Annotated in this window: 13 protein-coding genes and 1 pseudogene; 6 read left to right on the forward strand and 8 right to left on the reverse strand. The window is 61.9% G+C overall.

Translation table 11 applies throughout. The annotated features are described in order from the left end of the window. A partial coding sequence (locus ACV22W_RS32355) for an HNH endonuclease (protein ID WP_448023553.1) occupies positions 1 to 1,147 on the forward strand: 1,147 nt, incomplete at its 5' end. Between the two features lie 79 nt (positions 1,148 to 1,226). On the opposite strand, the gene ACV22W_RS32360 is transcribed toward ACV22W_RS32355, so the two are convergent. From ACV22W_RS32360 to ACV22W_RS32390, 7 genes are all read right to left on the reverse strand, one after another. Further along, on the reverse strand, positions 1,227 to 2,345 hold the full coding sequence (locus tag ACV22W_RS32360; RefSeq protein ID WP_448023555.1) for a DUF3396 domain-containing protein: 1,119 nt from the start codon (positions 2,343 to 2,345) through the stop codon (positions 1,227 to 1,229). A 4-nt stretch (positions 2,346 to 2,349) separates the two neighbouring features. Continuing rightward, entirely contained in the window at positions 2,350 to 3,090 is a 741-nt protein-coding gene (locus ACV22W_RS32365) for a VRR-NUC domain-containing protein (protein ID WP_448023557.1), read from the reverse strand. Then, complete coding sequence (locus ACV22W_RS32370) at positions 3,087 to 3,614, reverse strand: PAAR domain-containing protein (RefSeq protein WP_059560249.1); 528 nt, start codon at positions 3,612 to 3,614, stop codon at positions 3,087 to 3,089. The genes ACV22W_RS32365 and ACV22W_RS32370 overlap by 4 nt, the downstream gene beginning before the upstream one ends. Before the next feature lie 502 nt (positions 3,615 to 4,116). After that, positions 4,117 to 4,404 carry a hypothetical protein gene (locus ACV22W_RS32375; RefSeq protein ID WP_448023559.1) on the reverse strand — a complete coding sequence of 96 codons (288 nt, stop codon included), beginning with the start codon at positions 4,402 to 4,404 and terminating at the stop codon, positions 4,117 to 4,119. Further along, entirely contained in the window at positions 4,356 to 4,901 is a 546-nt protein-coding gene (locus ACV22W_RS32380; protein ID WP_059449798.1) for a hypothetical protein, read from the reverse strand. The genes ACV22W_RS32375 and ACV22W_RS32380 overlap by 49 nt, the downstream gene beginning before the upstream one ends. Before the next feature lie 177 nt (positions 4,902 to 5,078). Continuing rightward, positions 5,079 to 9,761 carry an RHS repeat-associated core domain-containing protein gene (locus ACV22W_RS32385; RefSeq protein WP_448023561.1) on the reverse strand — a complete coding sequence of 1,561 codons (4,683 nt, stop codon included), beginning with the start codon at positions 9,759 to 9,761 and terminating at the stop codon, positions 5,079 to 5,081. Between the two features lie 37 nt (positions 9,762 to 9,798). Beyond that, the gene (locus tag ACV22W_RS32390; RefSeq protein ID WP_448023563.1) at positions 9,799 to 12,879 is read right to left on the reverse strand and encodes a type VI secretion system Vgr family protein; all 3,081 of its coding nucleotides are present in this window, start codon (positions 12,877 to 12,879) and stop codon (positions 9,799 to 9,801) included. A gap of 416 nt (positions 12,880 to 13,295) precedes the next feature. Here ACV22W_RS32390 and ACV22W_RS32395 point away from each other — a divergent pair, with 416 nt between their 5' ends. Further along, a complete protein-coding gene (locus tag ACV22W_RS32395) occupies positions 13,296 to 13,499 on the forward strand; it encodes a hypothetical protein (protein ID WP_059535665.1) in 204 nt (67 codons plus the stop codon). A gap of 81 nt (positions 13,500 to 13,580) precedes the next feature. On the opposite strand, the gene ACV22W_RS32400 is transcribed toward ACV22W_RS32395, so the two are convergent. Further along, positions 13,581 to 14,381 (reverse strand): cystine ABC transporter substrate-binding protein, encoded by an 801-nt coding sequence (locus ACV22W_RS32400; protein ID WP_059599833.1) that lies wholly within the window; start codon positions 14,379 to 14,381, stop codon positions 13,581 to 13,583. Between the two features lie 359 nt (positions 14,382 to 14,740). Here ACV22W_RS32400 and ACV22W_RS32405 point away from each other — a divergent pair, with 359 nt between their 5' ends. The 4 genes and pseudogenes from ACV22W_RS32405 to ACV22W_RS32420 form a co-directional block, all read left to right on the forward strand. Next, positions 14,741 to 17,926 carry a type VI secretion system Vgr family protein gene (locus ACV22W_RS32405; RefSeq protein ID WP_448023565.1) on the forward strand — a complete coding sequence of 1,062 codons (3,186 nt, stop codon included), beginning with the start codon at positions 14,741 to 14,743 and terminating at the stop codon, positions 17,924 to 17,926. Between the two features lie 50 nt (positions 17,927 to 17,976). Then, positions 17,977 to 22,623 carry an RHS repeat-associated core domain-containing protein gene (locus ACV22W_RS32410; RefSeq protein WP_448023567.1) on the forward strand — a complete coding sequence of 1,549 codons (4,647 nt, stop codon included), beginning with the start codon at positions 17,977 to 17,979 and terminating at the stop codon, positions 22,621 to 22,623. Beyond that, positions 22,607 to 23,185, forward strand: coding sequence for a hypothetical protein (locus ACV22W_RS32415; RefSeq protein WP_156437285.1), 579 nt, complete (start codon positions 22,607 to 22,609; stop codon positions 23,183 to 23,185). The genes ACV22W_RS32410 and ACV22W_RS32415 overlap by 17 nt, the downstream gene beginning before the upstream one ends. 60 nt (positions 23,186 to 23,245) lie before the next feature. Then, a pseudogene (locus tag ACV22W_RS32420) lies at positions 23,246 to 23,526 on the forward strand (hypothetical protein); the annotation flags it as partial.

Here is a 23,526-nt window from a genome sequence, read left to right on the forward strand (position 1 = left end):
CTGCATCTATTGCCGGAAGCCGAAGAACAAAGAGGATCTCACGCTTGAACACGTGATTCCCCAGTTCCTCGGCGGCGCCCGCGTTCCTGACGAATTCAAGACTCGATCAGTGTGCAAAAGCTGCAACAGCGACTTGGGTCTGTTCGTCGACGCTAGTTTCGAGAAGCATTGGTTCGTCACGGAGAAGCTTCGTGAGATCCATTACTCGACCTTCGATCCCAGCCAGGAACTCGGGCTGCCACTTATATGTATGGGGCACTCGGACTTGCGGCCACCGATGATGGAGGAGGGGGAAACGTGTGAGGCGTGGCTCGGCCCGCTTGGTGAGCAAATCTACTGGGTACGCAAAGACGATTCGAGACTGTACTGGTATTCCGGTGGCAATCCGCGAACGGTCAAGAAAACAGCCAGCCGCGCTTACTATCTATTCAGCGAGCGGTCGCCCAAGAATCCAGTATTGTCGTTGCGAGCATTTCGCGACTCTTTTGCAGGCCGGCGAGTCAGGAAAATCATGTGTACGACCGTCGATTTTGATCCGAAGGTCATTGGATTTTGCGACCCAGACGAACTGGACAAGACACGGATCGACTACCTCCTTCGGAATTGCCTAACGAAGCCGCGGCGTCGTAACCGCGTGAGGATGTATGTGCATTACGACGTTCGGTTCATGGCAAAGTTGGCAATTGGCATGGCTCATTGCTTGTTCGGCGAGCGAGTTCTCAGTACGACCTACGCCAACATGTTGCACAAGGGACTATGGCACCGGCCCGATGAAGACGTACCCGAGCTGCAGGGGGCGACCGATTGGATGAAGCCGCGCGACCCGCACTTCACAAAGGTCATGGGGGATCCAGATGCAGTTACGATTGCGATTGTCCCTGTCGCCAATGCTGTCGCCGTCAATTTAAACCTTGGCGAGTCTATGAATTGGAGCATCCAGTGCGCGAGCGGAGAGAGTCTAGCCCCCGAGGACATTGAGGCGCTGGGAATGGGGCGCGTTATTGTCCTGTATCCGCAGCTGCATCGATCCGTTGATCTGCCTATGGTCGACTATATTGCACATAAGATCGGGAGTCGCCCGCACCCCAAGCTGACAGAAATCGGTGCGATGTTGAATCGCAATCGTGATTACCTGAAGAGTCTTTGATTGCAACCGGGGGGCAGGGTGTAAGCGGTGGCAGCGATGTTGCGTATGACGGATCACAAGGCACTGCCTCATCGCAACATCACGTCGTTTCGCCGTGCAGCTTCGGTGTCTTGTGTAGCTCGACCCAGAAGCCGTTGAGTTGATCGTCCTGTACGTTGAACCGACGCAGCCAACCTTCGGTCGCTACGACCGTATTTAGCAGGGGCGCGGTACTGTCAAGTGTCCCGTCTTGCAGCGTATCGACCTCATCCGCGATGATCGGCCGCAGCGCGTGGTTCAGAATGACGTACGCGGCGGGTGGAGATGCGGGAATGCCTGGTCCATTGGATACGCCGGACTGCGGCGCGACGCCGGCCTGAATAATCAAGCCCCCGTTCCCCAGGGGAATACGGGCAAACCAATCTGGCGGGAGTCCGAGCGCCGATGCACCACCGACAGCCGCGACCAAGTCCGCATCGAGCGCGTTGAGCCAGTCAACGGTCTTGATCTTCGTGTAAAGCTTACGAACGGTGGAACGCATTGGATCGCCGACGTCGATGCCAGGCCCGAAACGGCGCGCGTAGAAATACTCGCTGGCTTCGTTTGGTCGCCGCCCCATTGGAGGTACGTTCACGGCCAGCCCGCCGTGACCGCTAACTATCGGCAACGCTTCTGCGAACGCGCGGAACATCGCCTCGAACACGCCGGGGCGGTGGGCGATAAACGCACGCGGTACCGTGAAGACCAGTCCGTCGAGACCGCGTTTCCGTGCAGCCTTCTTTTCGCTAAGCGCGAACACCGTGAATTCATAGAACCCGGTCGCGAGCTTGTGCTCGGCGCTGGTGATCGCGACCGCAAGGGCCTCGTCGGAGGGAACGCTCGTCGCGAGACTTTCGAATCCCGGAGACTTGTCGTACTGGATCGGTTCTTCTCCCTCGGAATAGAACCAGCGCAGCGGCCCGGACTTCGACGGCGTCTGGCCGGCCGCCACTTCGAGCGCGTGTTGATATTCCTCGATCGCCGCGTTGTACTGCTTGAAGCAGCGCACCAGCGCTTGCCGAACCTCCGACGTGAAACCGTTGCGGAAGTAAAGCACGCCCCGCACTACAAGGGCGGCACCCGTAATCCCTTTTTGGTGCGCGGGCTCGTAAAGCCCGAAAGGCATGGTGTCCGCACGGCGCGGATCTTTGGCCCAAGCTTCAATTTCGTCGTTCGTCATGGCGTCAAAGCGGGAGCGGGAATGCAGGTGGCGGGAACGAGGGCGCGGTCGGGAGCGGTGGGCCTCCGGGCGCGCTGCTATTGCCGCCGAACAAGTCGTCAAGCTCGGATTGTCGCGCGGATTGCTTCGAGCGCGAAGTTTCCTTCTGGCCGTCGTCGTTGCCGCATCCGCAATCGGCCGCGCCGAGGTGGACAAACTTCGACGGGCCGCCCGCGATTTCGATGTAGTCGTCTTCCTGATCAGGGCCGTATCGATCACCAGGGAACTTCATTTCCACCACGGTCTTGATATTCGACTGCTCCGGAGGTTTCGACGGGTCGTTCACGATGACGACGTCAGGGCGGCGGACGTCGCCTTTCTCGTATTTCCTGCCCTTGCTGGGCCACACATCCTTGATCCACTGGCGAATGCCCGAATTGGGCTCCAGCGGATCGTCGTAGTCCATGATCGGCTGGGGTGGATTCGTCGTCATATCGTACGGTTGTTCCGGCCGGTATTCCGTTGGAACGCCCGTCTGCATCTTCGACACCTCATTGGGTAGCCCGAGGCGCATTTCGACGCAGCGCTGCCGCTGGATTGTTCCGGCTTTCGTCGCGACGCCGATCCGACGGCACTCGCAGAACGTGTGACACAGAACTTTCCGATCCTTCGGGGAGAGTTTGGAGGCGCTTAATCCAACCTGCGTTGTCTGGCCACCGGTGCTCGAGCCCCCAGTAGACGACCCTGGGGAGTAGGGGCCGGTCATGCATCGCTCCCGGGCTGATGGAACGACAGCGATGCAGCTTGGTGACTGCTGATCCAATCGGTGTGGCCGCTCGCGTCCGTCGTGCCTTGAATCGTTTGACCGTCCGCCGACGTGACCGTGTATGGGTGATTCGGGATCGGTGCGCGCGTCTTGTCGTCGACGAGCTGGAAGCGGCCGCGATATGCGCCATCGTCTTGCGCGGTCGTCTGCGTGACTACACTTTTGCCTGCGCCAACCGAGCCGCCTGCGCCGGAGGTCGGCTCTACCGTCGCCATGCCTTGCGATGCTATCAGCGTCGCACCGCATGCAGTCTTGTCGCCTTCGGTCGCCACAGCCCTGCCGCCAAACGTCATGCTGCGAACGCGGACGCCGATGATTGGGTAGACGCCGCTGCACTTGGGACACGACACCATGTCGCCTTCGAGCGCGAGTGGCTTGCCGAAGACGATGTTGGTAGACGTGCAGGCGAGCACCCGGCCACCGTGCGAAGTCGTATCGCCTTCCCGAATGAACGCAGAACTCATGCCGAATCCTCTGTTGAAATTTTGCGAGGACTGTAGCACGCACCGAATAAGGGTAACTACCCTGTCAAAGTTGCCGGGAGGCTTCGCACGTGAATGGCGCGGTGCGATTTTTGACCGACCAAAGTCACTTTTCATTGAACACAAGGCCAGCTTTTGCCGTCGCCTCGGGGAGGGCTGCGGCACGGGAGTTTCTTTGCGCGCAGCGTTCCAGATCGCAGGGTGCTTCTCGACACGGCTGGCGTCATGCGACGTATTTGCCGGCTATCTCCAACTTTGTCTCCAAGTAAATGAGTGTTTTGGAGATACACTTGGAGATAGTTGGACCCTTGACCAGTAAGGCTTTCGGGGTGAATTGAGCATATATCTCCAAATCTCCAGAAGTTTTCTGTTCGGGCGGCCGATGATCGGCGACTTACGCCACAATTTTTCGCTCGATGGCCTCATCCGCATTGGCTCACCCGATTGGGGGTATGTTTTGGGGTTCATGTTCCAACCGTCGATTTCATTTTCTTTTTGAATCAATGGATTGGATATGGATTGTTGATCCTGCAGCCGCACCAAATTGAACGAAGGGCCAGGAGATTTTTTCTCCCGGCCCTTCGTCGTTTCTGCGCCGCGAACCGATAAACCCGACGCCGGGCGCGCGGCAAAGCCACTTCAGCGTATTGCATGTGCGGATGCGAGCACGCAGGATTTCCTTCACGCCCCGGCGCCGACCATCCGCCAGATTGCCGCGCGTCGCTAAGCGAGTCCGTTGCGCCGCAGCCAGTCCTTCAGGCAGTGCCTGCATACCGATTTTCCGCTTTCGAGCAGAAGGAGGCTGCGCTCGCCCGATTCCATTCGATAGACGCCGTCGGAAAGATCGACGTCTGCTCCGAGTGAGCGGCGAAGGAACGCTTCGTCGAACCAGAATTCGTTTTCGGCTTTCGGCGAAACCACGACTACCTTCACTACAGGGCCGGGTGGCCGCGTGTCGCGCTGATCGATCAAGGCTGCCATGTCCGGGGACGTGCACGAACCGAAAACAATCCCGTGAATGTCGCATTTGACGAGCGGGCCGCTTACCGTCGCATTCTCGGCGACGATCGCCGTGTCGAACGCACGTGACGTCGGCGTCGGCGAGTGCGGTTGTTCGCCCGAACGCACGAGCAGTTCATCCAGGCAATCCGGGCAAACAGGCCCGCACGCCTGGTCGAGCAATGCGATCTTTCGCAGTTCGGTGACATGTGCGACGCCGCCGACATGGCTGGCCTCTACCGCATGCTCGTCCAGATCCGCGCGAGTCATCCATCTAACCTGGCTGCGTTTGGGCCGATCCAACGACACCCGTACCAATTCTTCGCGCTCGAATCGTCCTCGCTCGCGAATTCGGTCGCCAATACGTTTCGATGCCACTGTGAACGGCCGGACGCCATGTCTGGCGCACAACGTTGGAGACATCATCTGTCGTTACCTCGTCATCGGTTACTTTGTACGTGGGCCGACGCCAGCACGGTTGAGGAATGCCCACGCACGCTTGCCGCGCGCCGGAACGTCGGCTCCGCCGGCGTTGAGCACGTCCATCACGTGCGTCATGCAACTGTTGTTGGACACGTCGTAAGCACCGTCGGACTCCCCTTTGTTGCCGGCACGTACCTTGTCGCGCTGGAACTGCTGTGCGGCACCGACGTCCGGCAAATCGAAGGTTGCGCTGTTCACCGGCTCGCCAGACGTGACGCTACTGACGCGCTCAATCCAGGTTTCGTCGCCAGAATTCTTCTGCTCGGTATGCATGTTGCCGGTGCCTGCCACGGTCTTTACTGTGTAGTGGCCCGTCGCGCCGCCAATATGGTTGTACCAGTAAATCACGCATTTCCCTTTCGCCAAGCCGAGCGGGTCGATGTAGGCAACGGGATTCGGCGCATATTGATACGTATTCACACCGCCGTGCAGTGCGATGGGGTCTTCGCTGATGAAGCGCCCGAACTGCGGATCATAATATCGGAGCCGGTTGTAATGCAGCCCGGTTTCGTCGTCGAACTGTTGTCCCTGGAAGCGCAGCGGATTTCGGGGCGTCACACCGGCCACCCGGGACGCACGCGCGATGATCTCCCGTGCGTGGCCCCAAGCGTGATAGGACGCTTCCCATACCACCTCGCCGGCATCGTCCGTCATCGCCAGCGGCGTACCGATCTGGTCGCAGTGATAGTAGAACACGCTGGCGTCGCCTTCACGGCGAGGATGACGCTGCAACGCGTCGCTTTCCGGCGTATATCGATCGGTATCGCCGTGCGTCGGCGTGGGCATGCCAATAGCAGAGCCGGTAACGAACTGGACGAGCGGGACCGAGGTTCCCGGTTCATAGACGTAGTGCGTACTGCGGTTACCATCGGTCTCGTAAGCGAGTTGGTCACCATCCCAGCCGAACACGGTGCGCTCGCCGTTGACTTCCTTCGCGATTCGGCGGCCGAGCGCATCGTAGTAGTAGCGTGCAAGGCCTTGCCGTTCCGGCGCGGAGATGCGAGCTGCCGCCAGTCTGCCGAACGCGTCCCACTCGTACTTCTGCTCACTACCGGGCGAGCGGGCGTGAACGAGATTCCCGCGGTCGTCGTATGTGAAGCTCGTGCCGGCATACTCGGTCAGCAGATTGCCCAGAGCGCGGGGCATGTTCGCTGGCAGCGTGTTGTGCGGGCGTACGGGGCTGGAACTCGGTGATGTGCTGGACGCAGATGGCCGATCCGGATCGGCGAAATTCCCGGCCGCGTCGAAGGCGAAGCGTTCATGTCCGGCGGGGCCCGATGATTCGACAAGGTGTCCGGCAAGGTCGTAACGATAGGCGATGATGCCCTTCAGGCTGTCTTCGATTTCGACCGCCTGCCCCGCTGCATCGTAACGATAGCTGCGGGCCGCGAATGGGGCGGGCGCATGGCTGCGTTGCACCGACCGCCGGATCAGTCGACCGGCCGGATCGAATGCCGTCAATTGACTGACCCGACTCGACAGCGCGCGTACCGTTTCGCGATGCAGGTCGTCGCGCTCGAACAGGACGTGCTCCTGGCCGTCGAGCATCATTCCGTGCACGTGGCCCGATCCGTAGGTCAGCCAATCGATTGAATGGCCGTCCGGGCGAATGGTCCGTACACGGTTGCCCAGTTCGTCATATTCGTGGTGCCACACGTAACTGCGTGCTTCGCCGAACAGTGTATAGGCGTGATGTTCGCGAACCAGATTACCGACCGGATCGAAGAAGCGTTGTACGCGGCTATGGCTATTGGTCGCCTCGATCCATCTGCCGCTCGCATCGAAGATGAAGCGTTCAGAGTCGTCGCCGGCCGATCGGCCGATGGGGCGGCCGGCTCGATCATGTTCGAGCGTCACGACGTGCCCGGCGTCGTCGATCGACTGCAGCAGGCCGTCCGTTTCTCCATAAGCGTAGCGGATCGTTCGACCATCGAATCCCGTTTCGCGAACGATCCTCCCCACGTCGTCGTACTCAAAGCTGTACGTTGACGATTTGGCGTCGACGAGGGCAGTGATGCGACCCAGGCTGTCGTAGCGGTACGTAGTCGATTGCCCCAGCGGATTTGTCCGTCGGACGATGCGGCCCGCAGCGTCATAGTTGAAACGCGTTTCCCGATTCAGCGGATCGGTATGGGCGAGCAACCGCCCTTCGGCGTCGTAGCTGACGCGTTCGGTCCCGGCCGGCGTCCTGATCTCGGCCGGTCGGCCGTTCTCGCCGTAGGCAAACGTCGTTATGGCGCCGGATGCATCCTGCTCGCTGGCCAGCCGGCCGTCGGCATCGTAGGTCAACGCGGTGGATTTGCCGGAACAGTCGGTTCGTGACGTCAATCGACCCGCGGTGTCGTAGGCGAGCGCAACGACCCCACCCTTCGCATCCTTGATTGCCGTGACGTTGCCCTGCCCGTCGTAACTGTATTCGGTACGGTGACCGAGCGGATCGATGCGAGCGACGACCTGTCCGGCCGCATTGTGCTCCTGCTTCCAGACATGGCCGTGCGGATCGGTTACGCCGACGAGACGCTCGTTGTTGTCGTAGGACATGGCGATTGCGCTGCCGTCCGTCCGCAGATGCTCGACCAGATTGCCGCGCATGTCATAACGCATGTGCTCGACGCTGCCGTCGCGATGGATGTACTGCGTCAGGTTGTCGTGCTCGTCCCGATACAGCCACTCTTCGCTGCCGTCGGGATGAATGACACGGAACGTGTAACCCTTGATGTCGTAATAGTGTTGGGTAACGTTGCCGAGCGCATCGGTGACGGACACCATCCGGAAGTCTGGGTGCCAGGCGAGCGAGATCGCGTGGCTGCCGTCGTCTGCACGCTCACGGATGCATTTCGCCTTGGCTCCCCACCCGTCCCATTCGAGATGCATGCCGCGTCCGGTCCGATCCGTATAGTACGTGACAAGATGATTCACATAGCGATACGTGCGAGTGTTTCCGTAGCGATCGACGGCGGCAACGAGGTCGCCTTCGCGGTCATAGGTGTACGTCGCCAGCGTGCCCAGTCGCAGGCCATCAGCGTCGTGGTGGACGATCTCCACGATGCGGCCGAGTTTGTCAAAGCGGAACGCGACGAGGGCGGTCGGCGAAATGATTCGGGACAGACGTCCCGAATCATCGTAGGCGACGGTCAGTTGATTTCCGGCCAGATCCTTGACGAACGCAAGCCGGAACGTGTCGCCGTGCCGTTCGTACACTTCGACGAGTTCGGGACCGCGAGTGAGCGTGAGCCATTGGTCGTCGACGCGGAGCAGCGTCAGGTTTTCGGAGAGATCGTCCTTCGCTTCGCCCGGCGCCAGCAACGGGTAGTCGAGACTTCGGCCGTCGGCGCCGTGGTAGACGAGCTTCGCAGCGTGAATGTCGAAGCGCGACGTGTAGGGTGTGATCCAGCGTGCGCCGAGTTCGCCGCGATCGTCGTTGGCGTCGAAGAACGATCGGTAGGTGCGTTGCCAAGTGATCGACAAGGGACCGTCGAGCACGAAATCGTCGTGCTCTATCCGTTCGTCGCCGAGCGCGAAGCCGATCGAGCCTACGGTTCGCTCCGGCGGCGTTCGTACGGGGCATCCGCGTTTGCAATCGCCGGCGCCGGGATGCTCGGCTGGTGCGGCGTGGTTCATGACTTCGTTGCGGGCCTGCGGACGCTGCGCCACGACGCGAGCTTGCCCGCGGGACGGGATGCCCGTCATATGCTTCTTCGGATTCACCTGGCGCCAACGCATGACGCCTTGTTCGCCGATCTCGATCAGCCAGCCGATCTTGCCGACCTCGTTGCCGTCGAGGCTGCGAACGTATTTCATCGTGGCCGGAATCTTTGCCCGCAGCTCGTTCGAGATCTTCATCAAATCCTTGCTAGCGGCCGGATCGATGAACTTGGCGGTTTTTGTCGCGACGTTGGCTACGCCCTTCACTTCGATTTTCGCGAAGTCGACGATGAACTGGCCTGCGCCGTGCAGCACCTTCTTTGCATCGTACGACGCAAATCCCGTCTTGATGTCCTTTGCATGGCGCTCGGCGGCCCGAATGTTGCCGTCGACCGCGAATCCTTTTTCACCGGCGGCCTGAGCGAAGAGATCGGCAAAGGCGGTCATCAGTTTACCGATGTAGTCCGCGCATTTGTGAAGCAGATCCGCGAGTCCCGCTTTCAGGTGCTTGATGAAGTTTTCAATCTCGCCGGCGAAGCGTTCGTTCAAGCTAGTCGCAATCGCGCCGATCACCGCGTCCCGTATCACGTATGCGGATGATTCGAGGACGGCCTTGCCGCTCTTCGCAACTTCCTGGCGAATGATCTTCAGCAGCGGCCGGGCGGCGACACGAATTTCCGCAGTGCCAGGCGGCACGGGTACGACGCCGATCAGATCGAGCCCGAGATTGGTCCAGTCGAATACATCGACGGGTTTGCTGCCGTGCTCGATCATCGCCTTGATGTCGAGCACGACGTCGACCGCGGCAAAGATGTTGGCAAGAATCGGCACGCCGGCGGCCACCATCTTGAGGCGTTCGGCATTGACCAGCCCGCCGCTGATGCTGACAAGCCAGGCGTCGATCGCCTTGATAGACGCATCGACGTCGATGGGTTGGATTCTGTTGAGCGGCGACACGAAAACGTCGGTCGGCTTGGGAAGAAGGGCGCCCGAATCGGCCATGATGTTCTTGTTCCAGAAGAGTGGGACGAGGCGGTCCTTACATGACCTTGAGTGCGGCGGCCGCGTCGCGTGCCGCTTGCGCGAGGCTGCTGATTTGGCGAGCGGTGGCGGCGAGATCGCTGTCCTGCGAGGGCGCGCCCTGTGCGGCGGCCGGCAGTTGCTTGGTGATTGCCTGTTGCGCGATGGCAGATGCCTGACCGGTGATTGCGCGGGCCGAGGCGGTACCGCCCTGCGTCGCCTGGGCCACGAATCCCGTCACTGTGGCGGTGGCGTTCGCAAGGCTGGCCACGTTTGTCGATGCGCGGGCTCCGGCTGCGCTCGCCGGCCCGGACAGCAGGCCGCCGAGTTGTTCCCGGGCAATCGCCGTGTCGGAGGCGCCGCTCTGCGGCGGCTGCGCCGGCCAGCGATCGACCGAGAAGAGGCTGGCATCCTGGCTTTGATCGCGAGTATCGTGGCCGAATTTTACTTGCGCGGCACCGGCCGGCAGCCCACTGACGATCATGTGCCCGTTGCCGTCGAGCGCACCCTTCTTCAGCAACCCGCCATTTGCGTCGAACACCGAGAACAGGCCACCCTTCACCGGCTCGCCGTTCCCATACTTGTGCAGCAGCTCCAACTGTCCCGGCTGATCCGGCCGCGGGCTCGGCAACGGATATCCCATGCTTGCCGGCCCCGCGAACGTATGCGACGCGCCTTTGATGTCGACCTTTCCGGGCGCATGAACCTCGACGTTGCCATCCTTGATCCGGATGTACGCGCCGCCGCTCGTCAGCAGAATCCCCTGATCGGCCGCGATCTCGATCCGATCGGTTGCGGACACCACCTTCACCGACTTCTGCGCGGTCACCTCGACGTTGTCCGACTGCGCCTGGATCTCGACCTTGCCCTTGCCCGCGAACAGCTTCATCCCCGCGTTCTGCACGAACAGGCTCAGCTTCTGCCCGATGCTGCCGATCAGCGACTTGCCCGTCGCGACGTGTACGCTCTGTCCGCTCGCGACGTTCACGTGATCGTTCGCGACCATGTGCAGCGATTGCTGCGTCGACATCGCGATCCCCGACGGGCTGCCGAACAGCATCACCGGTTCCTTGAACGCATTCGCGCTGCCCGTGCCGCCACCCGCCGTGCGGCCGCCTGACGCGCTGCCCGACGCGCTGTCCTGCGTCGCGTCGGTGAACGCGCGCATCGAGTCCTGCGCATCCTTCAGGCTTTCCGCCTGATGCTGCTCGCTCACGCCCGACATCGCCTCGACCAGACTCTCGCCCGTCACGAGCTGTTGTTGCGCTTCCTTCACGTCCAGCGGCTGGCTGTTCGGCGCCTTCGGATGGGTGGTCACGTACAGGCCCTGGCTCGCCCGCACCGCGCCATACGCATCCGAGCGCAGATCGAAGCCGCTGCCGAGATACGACCCGCGCGCATTGCCGTTCTGGTCGATGAGGTAGCCGAGATGCAACAGGCTGTTCGCGCTGCTGCTCATCAGCTGCACGCGGTTCTGTCCGGTCGCGTCGTCCATCACGAGGTGGTTGTAGCCGCTGCCCGAATATTCTTTCGACCGATAGCCGGAGAGAATGCCGTCGCTATGCCACTGCGGCTGGTTCGCGCCGTTGTACACGCGCCCGACCGCGAGCGGCCGATCGCAATCGCCGCCCACGTAGTCGATCAGCACTTCCTCGCCGATGCGCGGCACATGCACGCCGCCGTAGCCCGCGCCGGTATCCGACTGCACGACGCGCACCCAGCACGACGCGTTCTCGTTGCCCGGGTTGAGGCGATCCCATACGAACTGCACGCGGATCCGGTTCAACTCGTCGGTATAGACTTCCTCGCCCTGCGGCCCGACAACGATGGCCGTCTCGAGATGCATCTTCGGCTTCTCGTGTTCGAACGGGCTGCGATACGGCACGCTCACGCGCTGCGCCTCGACTTCGACCAGATAGAAGCCGACCGAACCGTCGCCGTGCGGCACGGCATGTGACATGTTGCCAGAACGGCTGGTACGGGCCATGTCGATATCGCGGTGCAGGCTATTCGGAAAGTCCCGCATGCGAGTGGCGGGCAGGTTGTTTTCGATCCGCCACGTCACTGCAATCGTCGCGAATTCGCGATGGTCGGGGGAATCGCGATCGTGCTCGGGATGATCGGTCAACGTGAAGCGCCGGCCAGCGTCGACGGTGCGCACGCCACCCACACCATGGAATCGCTTTGCGCGGGACTCCCATTCTTCCATTCGGATGTGAGAAAGCCTGTCGCCATGCTGCTGTTGCTGGAATGTGTATGCGCCGGTGTACTCGTAGACTTCGAGTTGATCGGGCAATTCGCCCTGACCGCGCATCGTCGGTACCGTCGTGCCCTTCGGGTTCGACGGTTGCGACGGATTCTTGTAGTCGAACGTGCGCGTCGTTCGGGTCACGCTTTGCAGCGTCCGCGTGCCGGTCCATTGCGTAAACGCGTCCACCTCGGCTCGGGTTCCGGCGCGATAAAACGAAACGGTCGTTGGTGACAGTTCAGGAAGCGCTGTAAGCCTGTCGGTAATCACGAACGTATGCGAGTGGCCGTCGCCCGCCTGCTCCCAGTAGCCGAACAGGCCTTCACTTTCGAGCAGGCGGTGCACGAAATGCCAGTCGGATTCGCTTTGCCGGGTATACGAGCGGCTGGGCAGCGATTCCGAAAGCGCAAAACGGAACCGGCCGCGCGCCTCCGGGTGCTGATTCAGCACATCGGACACGATGTCGTCGGCCGTCTTGTCGATCCAGATTTTTTGATCCCTGCGGAATTTCAGTACGTGCATCCATGCCTGCAGCGTGATCTGATAAGTTGTAAGGCTGCCATCGGTGCCCAGGCGGCGCACCGTGTAGACATGGCCATGGATGGGGCGGTACTGCCCGTTCGCTTGCAGGATCCACAGCGTGGCTGATTGCGCGATCAGCTTCTTCAGTTCGATAGCATCGTTCGGCGAAACCACGTCCAGCGTAAAAGCGAAGTCGCGACCGATCGTCGATCGACCGATAGCTCGAAGTACCGTCAAGGCGTTTGCGCCGAGCGGGGTGTCCAGCTTCAATAACCGGTCCTGCTGAATCAGGCCGGCGCGCAGCGCGGCAGCAAGGTCCTGAACGTTCATTGTTAGCCTTTGTTTTTTATTACAGCGCTCTCGGATAGCGTCTGGGGATTGCTCGCGCGATTTTACATCGGTTGTTTCGCCGCACGACAGCGTTACGTGTGCCATCTGCCGTCGACGATATGCGCGGTCGTCGGAGTCTGCCGGCCAGGTCTGCCGTCACTGTTGCGCCCCCTCTTTTACTGTCACGGCCGCGTCACGATGCCCCAATAACGTTGCACGTCCCAGCCGTGGCGTACGCATCCAGCGGATCCGATGACATCGCCCGCGCTCAGGGGGCGCCTGGCCTCCTCGCGACGACGTGCCTTCGTCGCAAGCAGCCGCGCATTTCCGCATCCACATGCCTTCGGGCTATTTCATCAAAAGACAGGATCGACGCCGATTCAAACCGGATCGCGGACGATCAGGAGACAAGGACCATGCTGAGTCCGCACGAATTCTCGATGCTGCTGCGCATTGCCCGCGCACCGGACAGTGTCGACCCGTCCAACCCGGCGTTCGCCGTGCTCGTCGAGAAGCGGCTGGTCGACGATACGCAGGTGCGTGTGAATGCGGTGGCGGCGCGTCCGGCGCTCACGCCGATCGGCCAGATGCTGCTTGCGCGCTTCGACGAAGCGGCTTGAGAGAAGGGAAGAGTCATGCAGATGGGCGTCACGCCTTCGCCGCAGCGAAGGACGTGACGCAACGCAAGCGCGGCGAACCGCTTACTGCGCGACCGGCACCGTCACGTCGCTGCCGAACCAGTGCATCGAGATCTTCTTCAACGAGCCGTCCTTGCGCAGCGACTCCAGCGCATCGTTGATCGCCTTCTCGAACTTCGGATTACCCTTGCGGAACGGGATCGCCATCTCCTGCTTGCCGCCGTTCAGCACCGCGCCCGAGCGCAGCGGCAGGTTCGACGTCTTGATCATGTACGGCAGCATCAGACGATCGTCGAGCGTCGCCTCGATCCGGCCCGCGGCGAGGTCACGCAGCTTTTCCGGCGCGCCGGGATACGTCTGCACCTCGATGCCCGGCACGCTGCGCGCCATCTGGTCGTAGTTGGTGCCGAGCGTCACGCCGAGCTTCTTGCCCTTGAAATCCTCGAGCGACTTGAAGTTGCGCGTGTCGTCCTTGCGCTGAATCAGCTGCGCGGCCGAATACGTGTACGGCTCGCTGAAGTCGAGCGCTTCCTTGCGCTGCGGCGTGATCGTGACCTGATTGACGATCACGTCGAACTTGCCCGCCTGCAGCCCCGCGATGATCCCGCTCCATTCGGTCGGGACGAATTGCGTCTTCACGCCGAGCTTGCCGGCGACGGCATTGGCGACATCGACGTCGAAGCCCTCGAGCTGTCCCGACGTGCCGCGCGAGTTGAACGGCGGATACGTGCCTTCGAGGCCGACGCGCAGCACGCCGGCTTTCTTCACCGAGTCGAGCAGGTCTTCCGCATGTGCGGCAACGGCCGTGAAACCGAGGGCCGACGCGAGCAGCAGGCCCGACAGCAGGAACTTCGAACGTTTCATCGCAGATCTCCAGTGTTCAGTGTGGTAATCGAGCGCCGGGCACCGGTCGTGCCCTGGCTTGGCCGGAATACGGGCACGTAGACACTACTCGCAACCGGCCCGCGCCGGAAGTCGAATTGGCCCTGATTGCAATCGATTTCAGCGGGCCATGAGCGAGCAATTCAGTGCGACGTCACGGCGGATGCGTGTCGAACCCGCGTTCGAGTGGCTTCCCCGAACCGTTCGGAATATGCGACCAAAAACTCTTTTAAATCAGGTCATTTTTCTGGGTCGCGCAGTAATTTGTCTGTAAAATCGCGCGAGCGAAATCGCATAACGCGCCATCCGAGGGCGCGTCAAAAGAAGAAAAGGCCGTTGCCATGAACATGCAGAACACTGTTGCCGCATTGCGCGGCGGGTTGCTTCAGCAGGACCGGCTGCTGAAGCTCGATACGCCATTGGGCGCCAACGTGCTGACCGTGCAGCGGGCCGTCGGCCGTTCGCGCATCGGGCGTGCGTACGAATTCACGCTCGACGTGCTGTCGACCGATAGCGATCTGGAACTCAAGAAGCTGATCGCGCAGCCCGTCACGTTGTGGATCCAGCAGGGCGATCGCAGCTACCGGCCGATCCACGGATACGTCCACACCGCGCGCCGCCTGGGCGCCGACGGCGGCCTCACGACCTACCAGCTCACGTTCGCCGATTTCACGCATTTCCTGAAGTTTCGCCGCGACCAGCGGCTCTGGAACGATACGACCGTCGACCAGATCATCAGCGATGTGCTGAACCAGCATCCGCAGGCGCGGGGGCATTTCCGCTTCGCGCTGTCGCAACCGCTGCCGAGCCGTTCGTACACGCGCCAGCACGACACCGACTGGCATTTCGTGCATCGGCTGATGGAGAGCGAAGGCCTCTACAGCACATGGCAGCAGGCCGACGACGGCAAGTCGCATACGCTCGTGATCACCGACAACCTGCAGGCGTTCGCGCCGCTGTCGCCGGAGACCGTGCGCTTCTATCGCGGCGGCGCGGCGAGCGAAGCCGATGCGTTCACGCAATGGTCGGGCTCGCGCACGCTGCAGAGCGTGACCCGAACGACGCGCACCTTCGACTACAAGAATCCGTCGCAACCGTCGAACCCGAAGGGCACGACGCTGCCGACGATGAGTGGCCAGGGCGAATTGCCCGACCAGCTCGAGGTGTATGAGTACACGGGTGCTTACACGTATCTGGACCAGACGCGCGGCGACCATCTGACGAAGGTGCGGATGGAGGAATGGGAGTCGCACGCGAAGCGCTTCCATGGCGCGGGCGGCGTGCGCGCGATCGATGCGGGCCGGCGCTTCACGCTGTCGGACCATCCCGAACACGATCGCGATCCGGCCGACCAGCGCGAATTCGCGGCGATCGGCGTCGAATGGTGGATCGAGAACAACCTGCCCGTGGCGAGCAGCAGCGCGGATTTCCCGTACAGCCTGCGCGAAGCGTTGATGCAGGCGCAGGAAGGCTACGGTGCCGATCCGGCGTTTCGCGTGCCGCATGACGACGGCTCGGTCGGCTTCTATCTCGTCGAGGTCGAGGCGCAGCGCGTGAGCGTGCCGTATCGCAGCCCGTTCGAACACGAGAAGCCGAAGATGCATCTCGAGACGGCGATCGTCGTCGGGCCGCAGGGCGAGGAAGTCTATACGGACGAGTTGAACCGGATCCGCGTGCAGTTCGTATGGGATCGCCTCAACCCGGGCAACGAGAACGCGTCGTGCTGGGTGCGCGTCGTGCAGTCGGATACCGGTGGCGGCTACGGCGGCGTGCATGTGCCGCGGATCGGCGAGGAAGTGCTGATCGATTATGTCGGCGGCGATTGCGATCGGCCGCTCGCGGTCGGGCGCGTGTACAACGGCGCGAACCAACCGCAGTGGCATAGCGACGGGATTCTCTCCGGCTATCGGTCGAAAGAATATTCGGGCAGCGGCTACAACCATCTCGTGATGGACGACGCGACCGGGCAGAACCGCGTGCAGCTGATGAGCAGCAACGCGAACAGCCTGCTGCATCTGGGCTACCTGATCGACCAGAACGGCAATTCGCGCGGATCGTATCTGGGCAGCGGCTTCGACCTGCGTTCGGATGCGTATGGCGCGGTGCGGGCGAGCCAGGGGCTGTACGTCACGACTCATCCGAAAGCGCCGAACAGCCAGCCGCTGGACGTGAAGGAAGCGCAGCAGCAGTTGGTGACGGGCGAGAGTCTGGTCGAGGCGATGTCGGGCGTGAGCGAGCAGCATCAGGCGGAAAGCCTGAAGGATGCCCACGAGACGATGCGGGCATTCACCGATGCGACGCAGGACAGCGCGTCGGGCAACGCGTCCGGCGGCCGCACGGCGGGTGGCGGCACGGGCAGCGCGAATGCGTTCAAGGAACCGGTGATGCTGTTCGGCAGCCCGTCGGGGATCGGGATGTCGACGCAGCAGTCGCTGCATCTGGTCGCGAACGATCATGTGAACGTCGCGAGCGGACAGAGCGTGCATGTCGCGACGGGCAAGTCGCTGATCGGCAGCATCGGGCAGAAGCTGAGCCTGTTCGCGCAGAACGCGGGGATGAAGCTGTTCGCGGGCAAGGGCAAGGTCGAGATCCAGGCGCAGTCGGACAATGTCGAAGTCACCGCGCAGAAGGCGGTGAAGGTTGTGTCCGCAACCGATCGGATCGAGATCGCGGCCGATCAGGGGATTCTGCTGACGAGCGGCGGCGGGTATATCCGCATCAAGGACGGCAACATCGAGATCCATACGCCTGGCGCGGTGGATGTGAAGGGTGCGTCGCATACGTTCGCGGGGCCGGCAAGCATGGGGTATCCGTTGCCGAGCCCAAGGCCGGATCAGCCGGGGCAGTTGGAGCTGCTGCACAAGTACGTGAATGGCGAGGCGGTGAAGGGCGGGCTGTTCACGGTGCGAGACGTGAACGGCGCCGTGCTGAAAAAGGGCGCGCTCGACAGCAGCGGCCACACCGTCGTGAGCGGATTGCCGCCGGGCGCGGTGCGCGTCGAATTCGGCAAGGACCCGCGCGAGTCGGATCAGCCGGCGAACTATTTCAAGCAGGCGAAGTGGCCGGCAGAGCCGGTCGCGCCGTCGCCGGAGGCGGCACAGGCAGCGGCGAGCGGGCAGCTTGCCAGCCAGCTCCAGGGAATGGCGCCCGCTGCGACCACGGCGGCGTTGGGCCTCGTGAGCGGTGGCGGCGCCGGCGCGGCGCTCGGCGGTCTCGCGAGTTCCGCGTTGCCGGCTGCCGCGAGTGCGCTCGGTGGGGCAGGCGCCGTTTCCGCGCTGCAGACGGCTTCGAGCCTGGGCAGCGCTGCGAAGCAGGTGGCCGGGATGGTGCAGGCCGCACGGCAAGGTGGGCTCGCGGCGTTGGCGACGCCGGCTGCGAATGCGGCGTCCGGTGCGCTGCAGGGCGCTGTGCCGGGTGTTGCCGGAATTGCCGGCAAGGGCGCTACGGCGGTGGCATCGGCTTCGGCTGCCGGTGTCACCGGCATGAAGCTGCCGACCAGCGGGTTCGGCGGTCCGTTGCAATCCTGAGAGGGCGGCGTGTTAGCCGTCTGCAAAAAACGATTTGAACGAAAAGCGACATGGCACAACAACTTCCACCGGGCGCCGAGAAGGAACAGGCCGTTCCCTGGCTCAGCGACATTTCGACGAAAGATGTAGCGGCTGGCGGCGACCGCATCAATCAGTGGCTGCTCAGCATCAGCGGTAACCACATTTCGTTCGAAGATCTGAAGACGGTCGCGAGCGCGGTGCCGATCATCGGCAACCTGATGGCGTTTTACGATGCGGTGTGCGACATCGTGACGATCATCGAGAAGCGCAGAGCCGATTTGCTCGACTATCTGGGCCTTGCGATCAACTTGATCGGCGTGATTCCGGTTCCGCCGCCGCTGGCGTCGTTCCGGCTGTCCGCACGTCCGCTGCTCGCGCTCGTGCGCAACCAGTTGCTCGTATCGCGCGGCAATCTCGCGGCAGCACTCATTTCCGTGCTGGTCACGCACGTCAACGCCGCGGCCGCGACCGAAATCGAAAGTTTTCTGAACACGCTGCAGCAAGTCCTGACCGACCTGCTGAACGACTGCGCGGCAAAAGCGCAGGAATTGATGGTCGGCATCGCGAATGGACTCGAACTCGCGCTCCAGGGGCGGCTTTTCGATAGCAGTACAAACGTGCGGCGCACCGAGGCGGTCGCTCGCAAAATGGACGAGCGGTCCTGGTACAACCCGATGCTCGTCGTCGACGCGATCGAATACGGCTACGAAGGCTCCGTCGCGCTGGGGAAAGAAGCCGGAAACGCGGTGGCAGGGACGGCCGCGAAGCTCGCGCCGGATTCGTGGCTGCAACCGTTCCGCGATATCGTCGCGTTCCTGAAGACCGAAGCACCAAAAGTCGCGAAGGCGATCCGCGAGTTGAACGGCAGCGAAGAAGGCAAGATGCTGTGGCTCATCGCGCAGCTGGTCGCGGCCGTCGCGCAGGTGCGCGCGCGCGGAAAGCTGCATGAAAAAGCCGCCGACGTGCCGCCCGGCGGCAAGGGGCAGGCACAGCACGAGCGTCCGCAGGGGCCGCTCGGCGCAATCGAACAAGAGAAGAAGCCAGTCGGCGCAGGTCCGAGCCCATGCAAGGGCTGCCCGATCGCGTCGCCCGGCTCGATCGATTTCGCGTTCGGCGATGAGACATTCACGCACACCGATTTCGAATTGCCGGGCGCGTTGCCCGTCGTATGGGCGAGGACGTATCGATCGCGCCTGTCCGCATACGACAACGGCGAACTCGGCGCGCGGTGGCTCACGCCGTACACCACCCGCATCGATGTCGAAGGCGACACCTGGTTTTACCGTGATGGGAACGGACGTAGCATCGAATATCCGGCGCTTGCAGTCGGGGGCGTGCACGACGATCTCTCCGAAAGCCTGACGCTGTCGCGCCTCGACGACACGTGGGCGACGGTCGCATATGGCCACGACGAACTGCACGTGTACGAACGACGCGGCGATGCATTCCGACTCGCGATGCAGAAGGATCGCGCCGGCAACACGATCACGCTCGACTACGACGTACTCGACCGCCTCGTCCGGTTGATTGATGCCAGCGGCAACGTGCTGTCGTTCGAATACGACAAGCAAGGGCGCATCGTGTTGATCGAGCAGGTCCTGCAGGACGGCAAGCGCCGCACTCTGGCGATTTATGCCTACGACGACGCGGGAGACCTCGTGCGCGCGATCGACCGGCACGGCAATGCGTGGAGCTATGCGTACCGTCGACACCTTGTCACGCGCTATACCGACCGTACTGACCGCGGAATGACGCTCGAGTGGGACGGCGCCGACACCGACGACAATGCCGATGCGAAATGCGTCCGCGAATATGCGGACGACGGCAGTCTCGACATCCGCCTTGCGTGGCATCCGAAGATCCGGCTTACCTACGTGACCGACGCGCTCGGTCAGATGACGCGCTATTACTACAACATCAAGGGCTACATTTATCGAGTTGCATACCCGGACGGCACCGAGGAGTGGTTTCGGCGTGACGAGCACAACAATCTGGTGCTGCACATCCTGCAGGACGGCAGTATCGAACAGATGCGTTACGACGCGCGCGGCAACCGTACGTGGCACGAACGCGCGGACGGCAGCATCATCGAGATGGCCTATGATGACAAGGACCAGATGATCAGGCTCGTCGATCCGAACGGGCACGTGTGGCAGCGCAAGTACGACGACGCCGGCAATCTCGTCGAGGAGATCGATCCGCTCGAGCACGCGACGAAGTACGCGTACAACGACAAGGGGCTGCCGACGCAAATCACCGATGCGAAGGGCGGGACGAAGGCGCTCGAATACAACGATGCCGGGCAGCTCACGAGCTACACCGATTGCTCTGGAAAGAAGACGGAGTGGCAGTACGACGATATCGGACGCGTGGCAGAGGCCAAGGATGCGTCCGGTGGCATAGTCGCCTATGGTTACGGACCGAACGGGCAGCTGTCTGAGATTCGTTCTCCCGCCGGCGTCGAGCACGTGCAGTACGACGCCGAAGGCAGATTGCTGCGGCATACCGATCAACTGAACCGGTCGACGCGATACAGCTACGATGCGGCAGGCCGCATTGCGAGTCGCGCCGACGCGCTCGGGCAGACGATTGCGTATCGCTACGATCGTCTCGGCCGGCTTACCGCACTGATCGATGCGAACTTTGCGACGTATCAGTTCCACTACGATCCGGCGGGACGGCTGATCGAAGAGATCGGCTTCGACGGCAAGTCGACGCGTTACCAATACGACACGGAAAGCGGCAGCCTCGTCTGCGTCGACGAAGCCGGCTGCGTGACGTCGGTCGACCTCGACGCGACCGGACGGCTGATGAAGCGCGCCTCCGGCGAAAGCGAGGAACGGTTTGCGTACGATCGGAGCGGCCGGCTCATCGACGCGGTGAACCGCTACAGCCGTGTGCAGTTCTTCTTCGATCCTGTCGGCAATCTCGTCCGAGAGCATCACGCATACGATCTGTTCGGCGAGCGACGCAGCTACGTGTGGCATCACGAATACGACGAACTCGGCAATCGGCGGCGCACCGTGCGACCGGACGGCCACGCGATCGACTGGCTGATGTATGGCTCGGGGCACGTGCACGGGATGCTGCTGGATGGCGACGAGCGTGTGCAGTTCGAGCGCGACGATCTGCATCGCGAAACGGTGCGGCTGCTGTCGAGCAAGGTCGGGCAACGCACGCACTACGATCCGGCTGGACGGGCGCTGCAACAGACGATTCAGCGGTCCACGTCGCCAGCGCCGCTCGCCGAGCGGCGGTATCGCTATGACGCGGCCGGTCAGTTGTTGCGGATCGAGGACAGCCGCAAGGGCGGCATCGACTATCGGTACGATCCGGTCGGACGGCTGATCGAGGCAATCAGCCCGGTTGCGAAGGAGCGGTTCTCGTTCGATCCCGCGAGCAACATTGTTGATCCGGTGCGAGCGAGCGACACGCCCGCGTCGCGGCCGAGCCTGGTGCGGCCGGAAAGCACATTGCCGGCAGAGGTGCCGAAGGTGCTGGGCAACCTGCTGAAGGCGTATGCGGGGATGCACTTCGAGTACGACGCGCGGGGCAATCTCGTGCGCAAGCGTACGCCGGCGGGCGAGCAGGAATACGAGTGGGATGCGTTCAACCGTTTGCTGTCGGCGCGCGTCGCGGAGACGTCGCGGCAGAGTGACGCGCGGTACTTCTATGACGCCTTTGGCCGCCGGATCGCGAAGGAGGTGAACGGCGAGCGGACCGTGTTCGGGTGGGATGGCGATACGCTCGCGTACGAAAGCGATGGTGAGCGCGGCACGCACTATATCTACGAGCCGGGGACGTTCGTACCGCTCGCGCAGTATGTGGCCGAGCCGGTTGTTGGAATCAAGACGCCGGCGTGGAAGAGCAGTGATCGTTACGTGCCGGAGGAAGATCCACTGCAGAAGGTGCCGCAGCGTCGGGCTGACGCGAAGCTTTTCTATTACCACTGCGACCAGATCGGCACACCGCAGTTGCTGACGGATGACGATGGGGACGTCGTTTGGGAAGCTTCGTACAAGGCGTGGGGGGAAGCGTGCGAGGTGATCGCGCGCGCGTCGAAGGCGGCGGGGATCGTGGCGAGGAATTCGTTGCGGTTCCAGGGGCAGCAGGAAGATCATGAGACTGGGCTGCATTACAACCGGCATCGGTACTATGACACTGCGTCCGGGCGGTTCGTCAGTAAGGATCCGGTTGGGCTGGCTGGTGGAATCAATGTCTATCAATACGCGCGTAACGCTGTACTATGGGCCGATCCGCTCGGCCTCACGCCTTGCAGCTTGATCCGCTATAAAATTAGAGACAGCCTCGCGCCAATGGCGGGCTCTCGTCAAACGGGTATCAATCGTGCCTGGAAAGCCGAGCAGGAACTCGTGAAAGCCACCGGTTCGGGGACTGTAGATTGGACGCCAGCACAGATGGATGAATTGCTTAGCAACGGAAAGGTAACCGGGTTCACCGGGCATCATATAAACAATGTTGAAAGCAACCCCGCATGGGCCGGAGATCCTCGAAATATTGTCTTTCTGTCGAATGGGCCCAACGGGGGCGACCATCTGAACAGCCTGCAGGGGCATCGCGGTAATTACCAAAACGCAACATCGGGCCGCTTGATCGACCGTGCGGCAATGATTAGTCAGCATCAGAGAGCAAACGAAAATGCAAACTGCCGATAGTGTTTTTCGTGAAATACGTACGATTCTCGGAGCGCATGCCAGTGTAGTCGATCAAGCGACCACACCTGCTGCATCAATATCGGCTGGATACAAGGAAGTTGCCACGTGGATATCGGCCTTGCAAGGAGCGGATCTGACAATTCCTTGGTCCGCGGAGGAGCTTCACCTGTACGGAAGTCAGACGACGTTAGAGGCGGCGCAAATCGGGTATCGGGTCGATGCTTCGGGGGGACGTCTGTCTGCATGGAAGGACGAGTGGCTCGTGCTTGGACAGATAAGCGGAGACCCGATCATCGGCGACTTCAGCAAAGAAGACTGCATTATTCTTTTTGCACGTCATGGATCTGGCTCATGGCGAGCAAATCATGTTTCAAACGACATAACGACCTTTGCCGATGTGTTGCACATCTGGTGTGATCTCTTTATCACGAAATATGCAAAGGACGTTTACGACGATACACTGGCTCTCCGATCGGATTTCCTAGCCCAATTGCGGCAACGAGTGAGTCAAAAATTATCGAATACCCAAACCGATGTATTCATGAGCATGGTCGATGGTTAGTGTTGCTCCCGACCATCGCACCGGTTAAGAGCAGCCGAGCTGCGTTGCGAGCCGGAGCGATTGCCGTCGAGCAAGATCGGGCAACGTACGCATTACGATGCGGCGGGACGCACGGCTGCAACAGACGATCCCACGATCCGCGGCTCCAAGTCGCTTGCCAGGCAGCGGTATCGTTACGACGCGAAGGATCAGTTGCCGCCGGTCGAGGACAGCCGCAAGGGCGAGGTGCGTGGTGGGCGCGTTGCCTCGCTACGAGCGAAGCAACGAAGTACTCAGCGAGGCACGAGTAACGCGCGCCCGATGCACCTGCAGCCATCGCAAGCGGTGACAGCAAAGAAAAA

It is taken from the genome of Burkholderia sp. AW49-1, assembly GCF_053427845.1.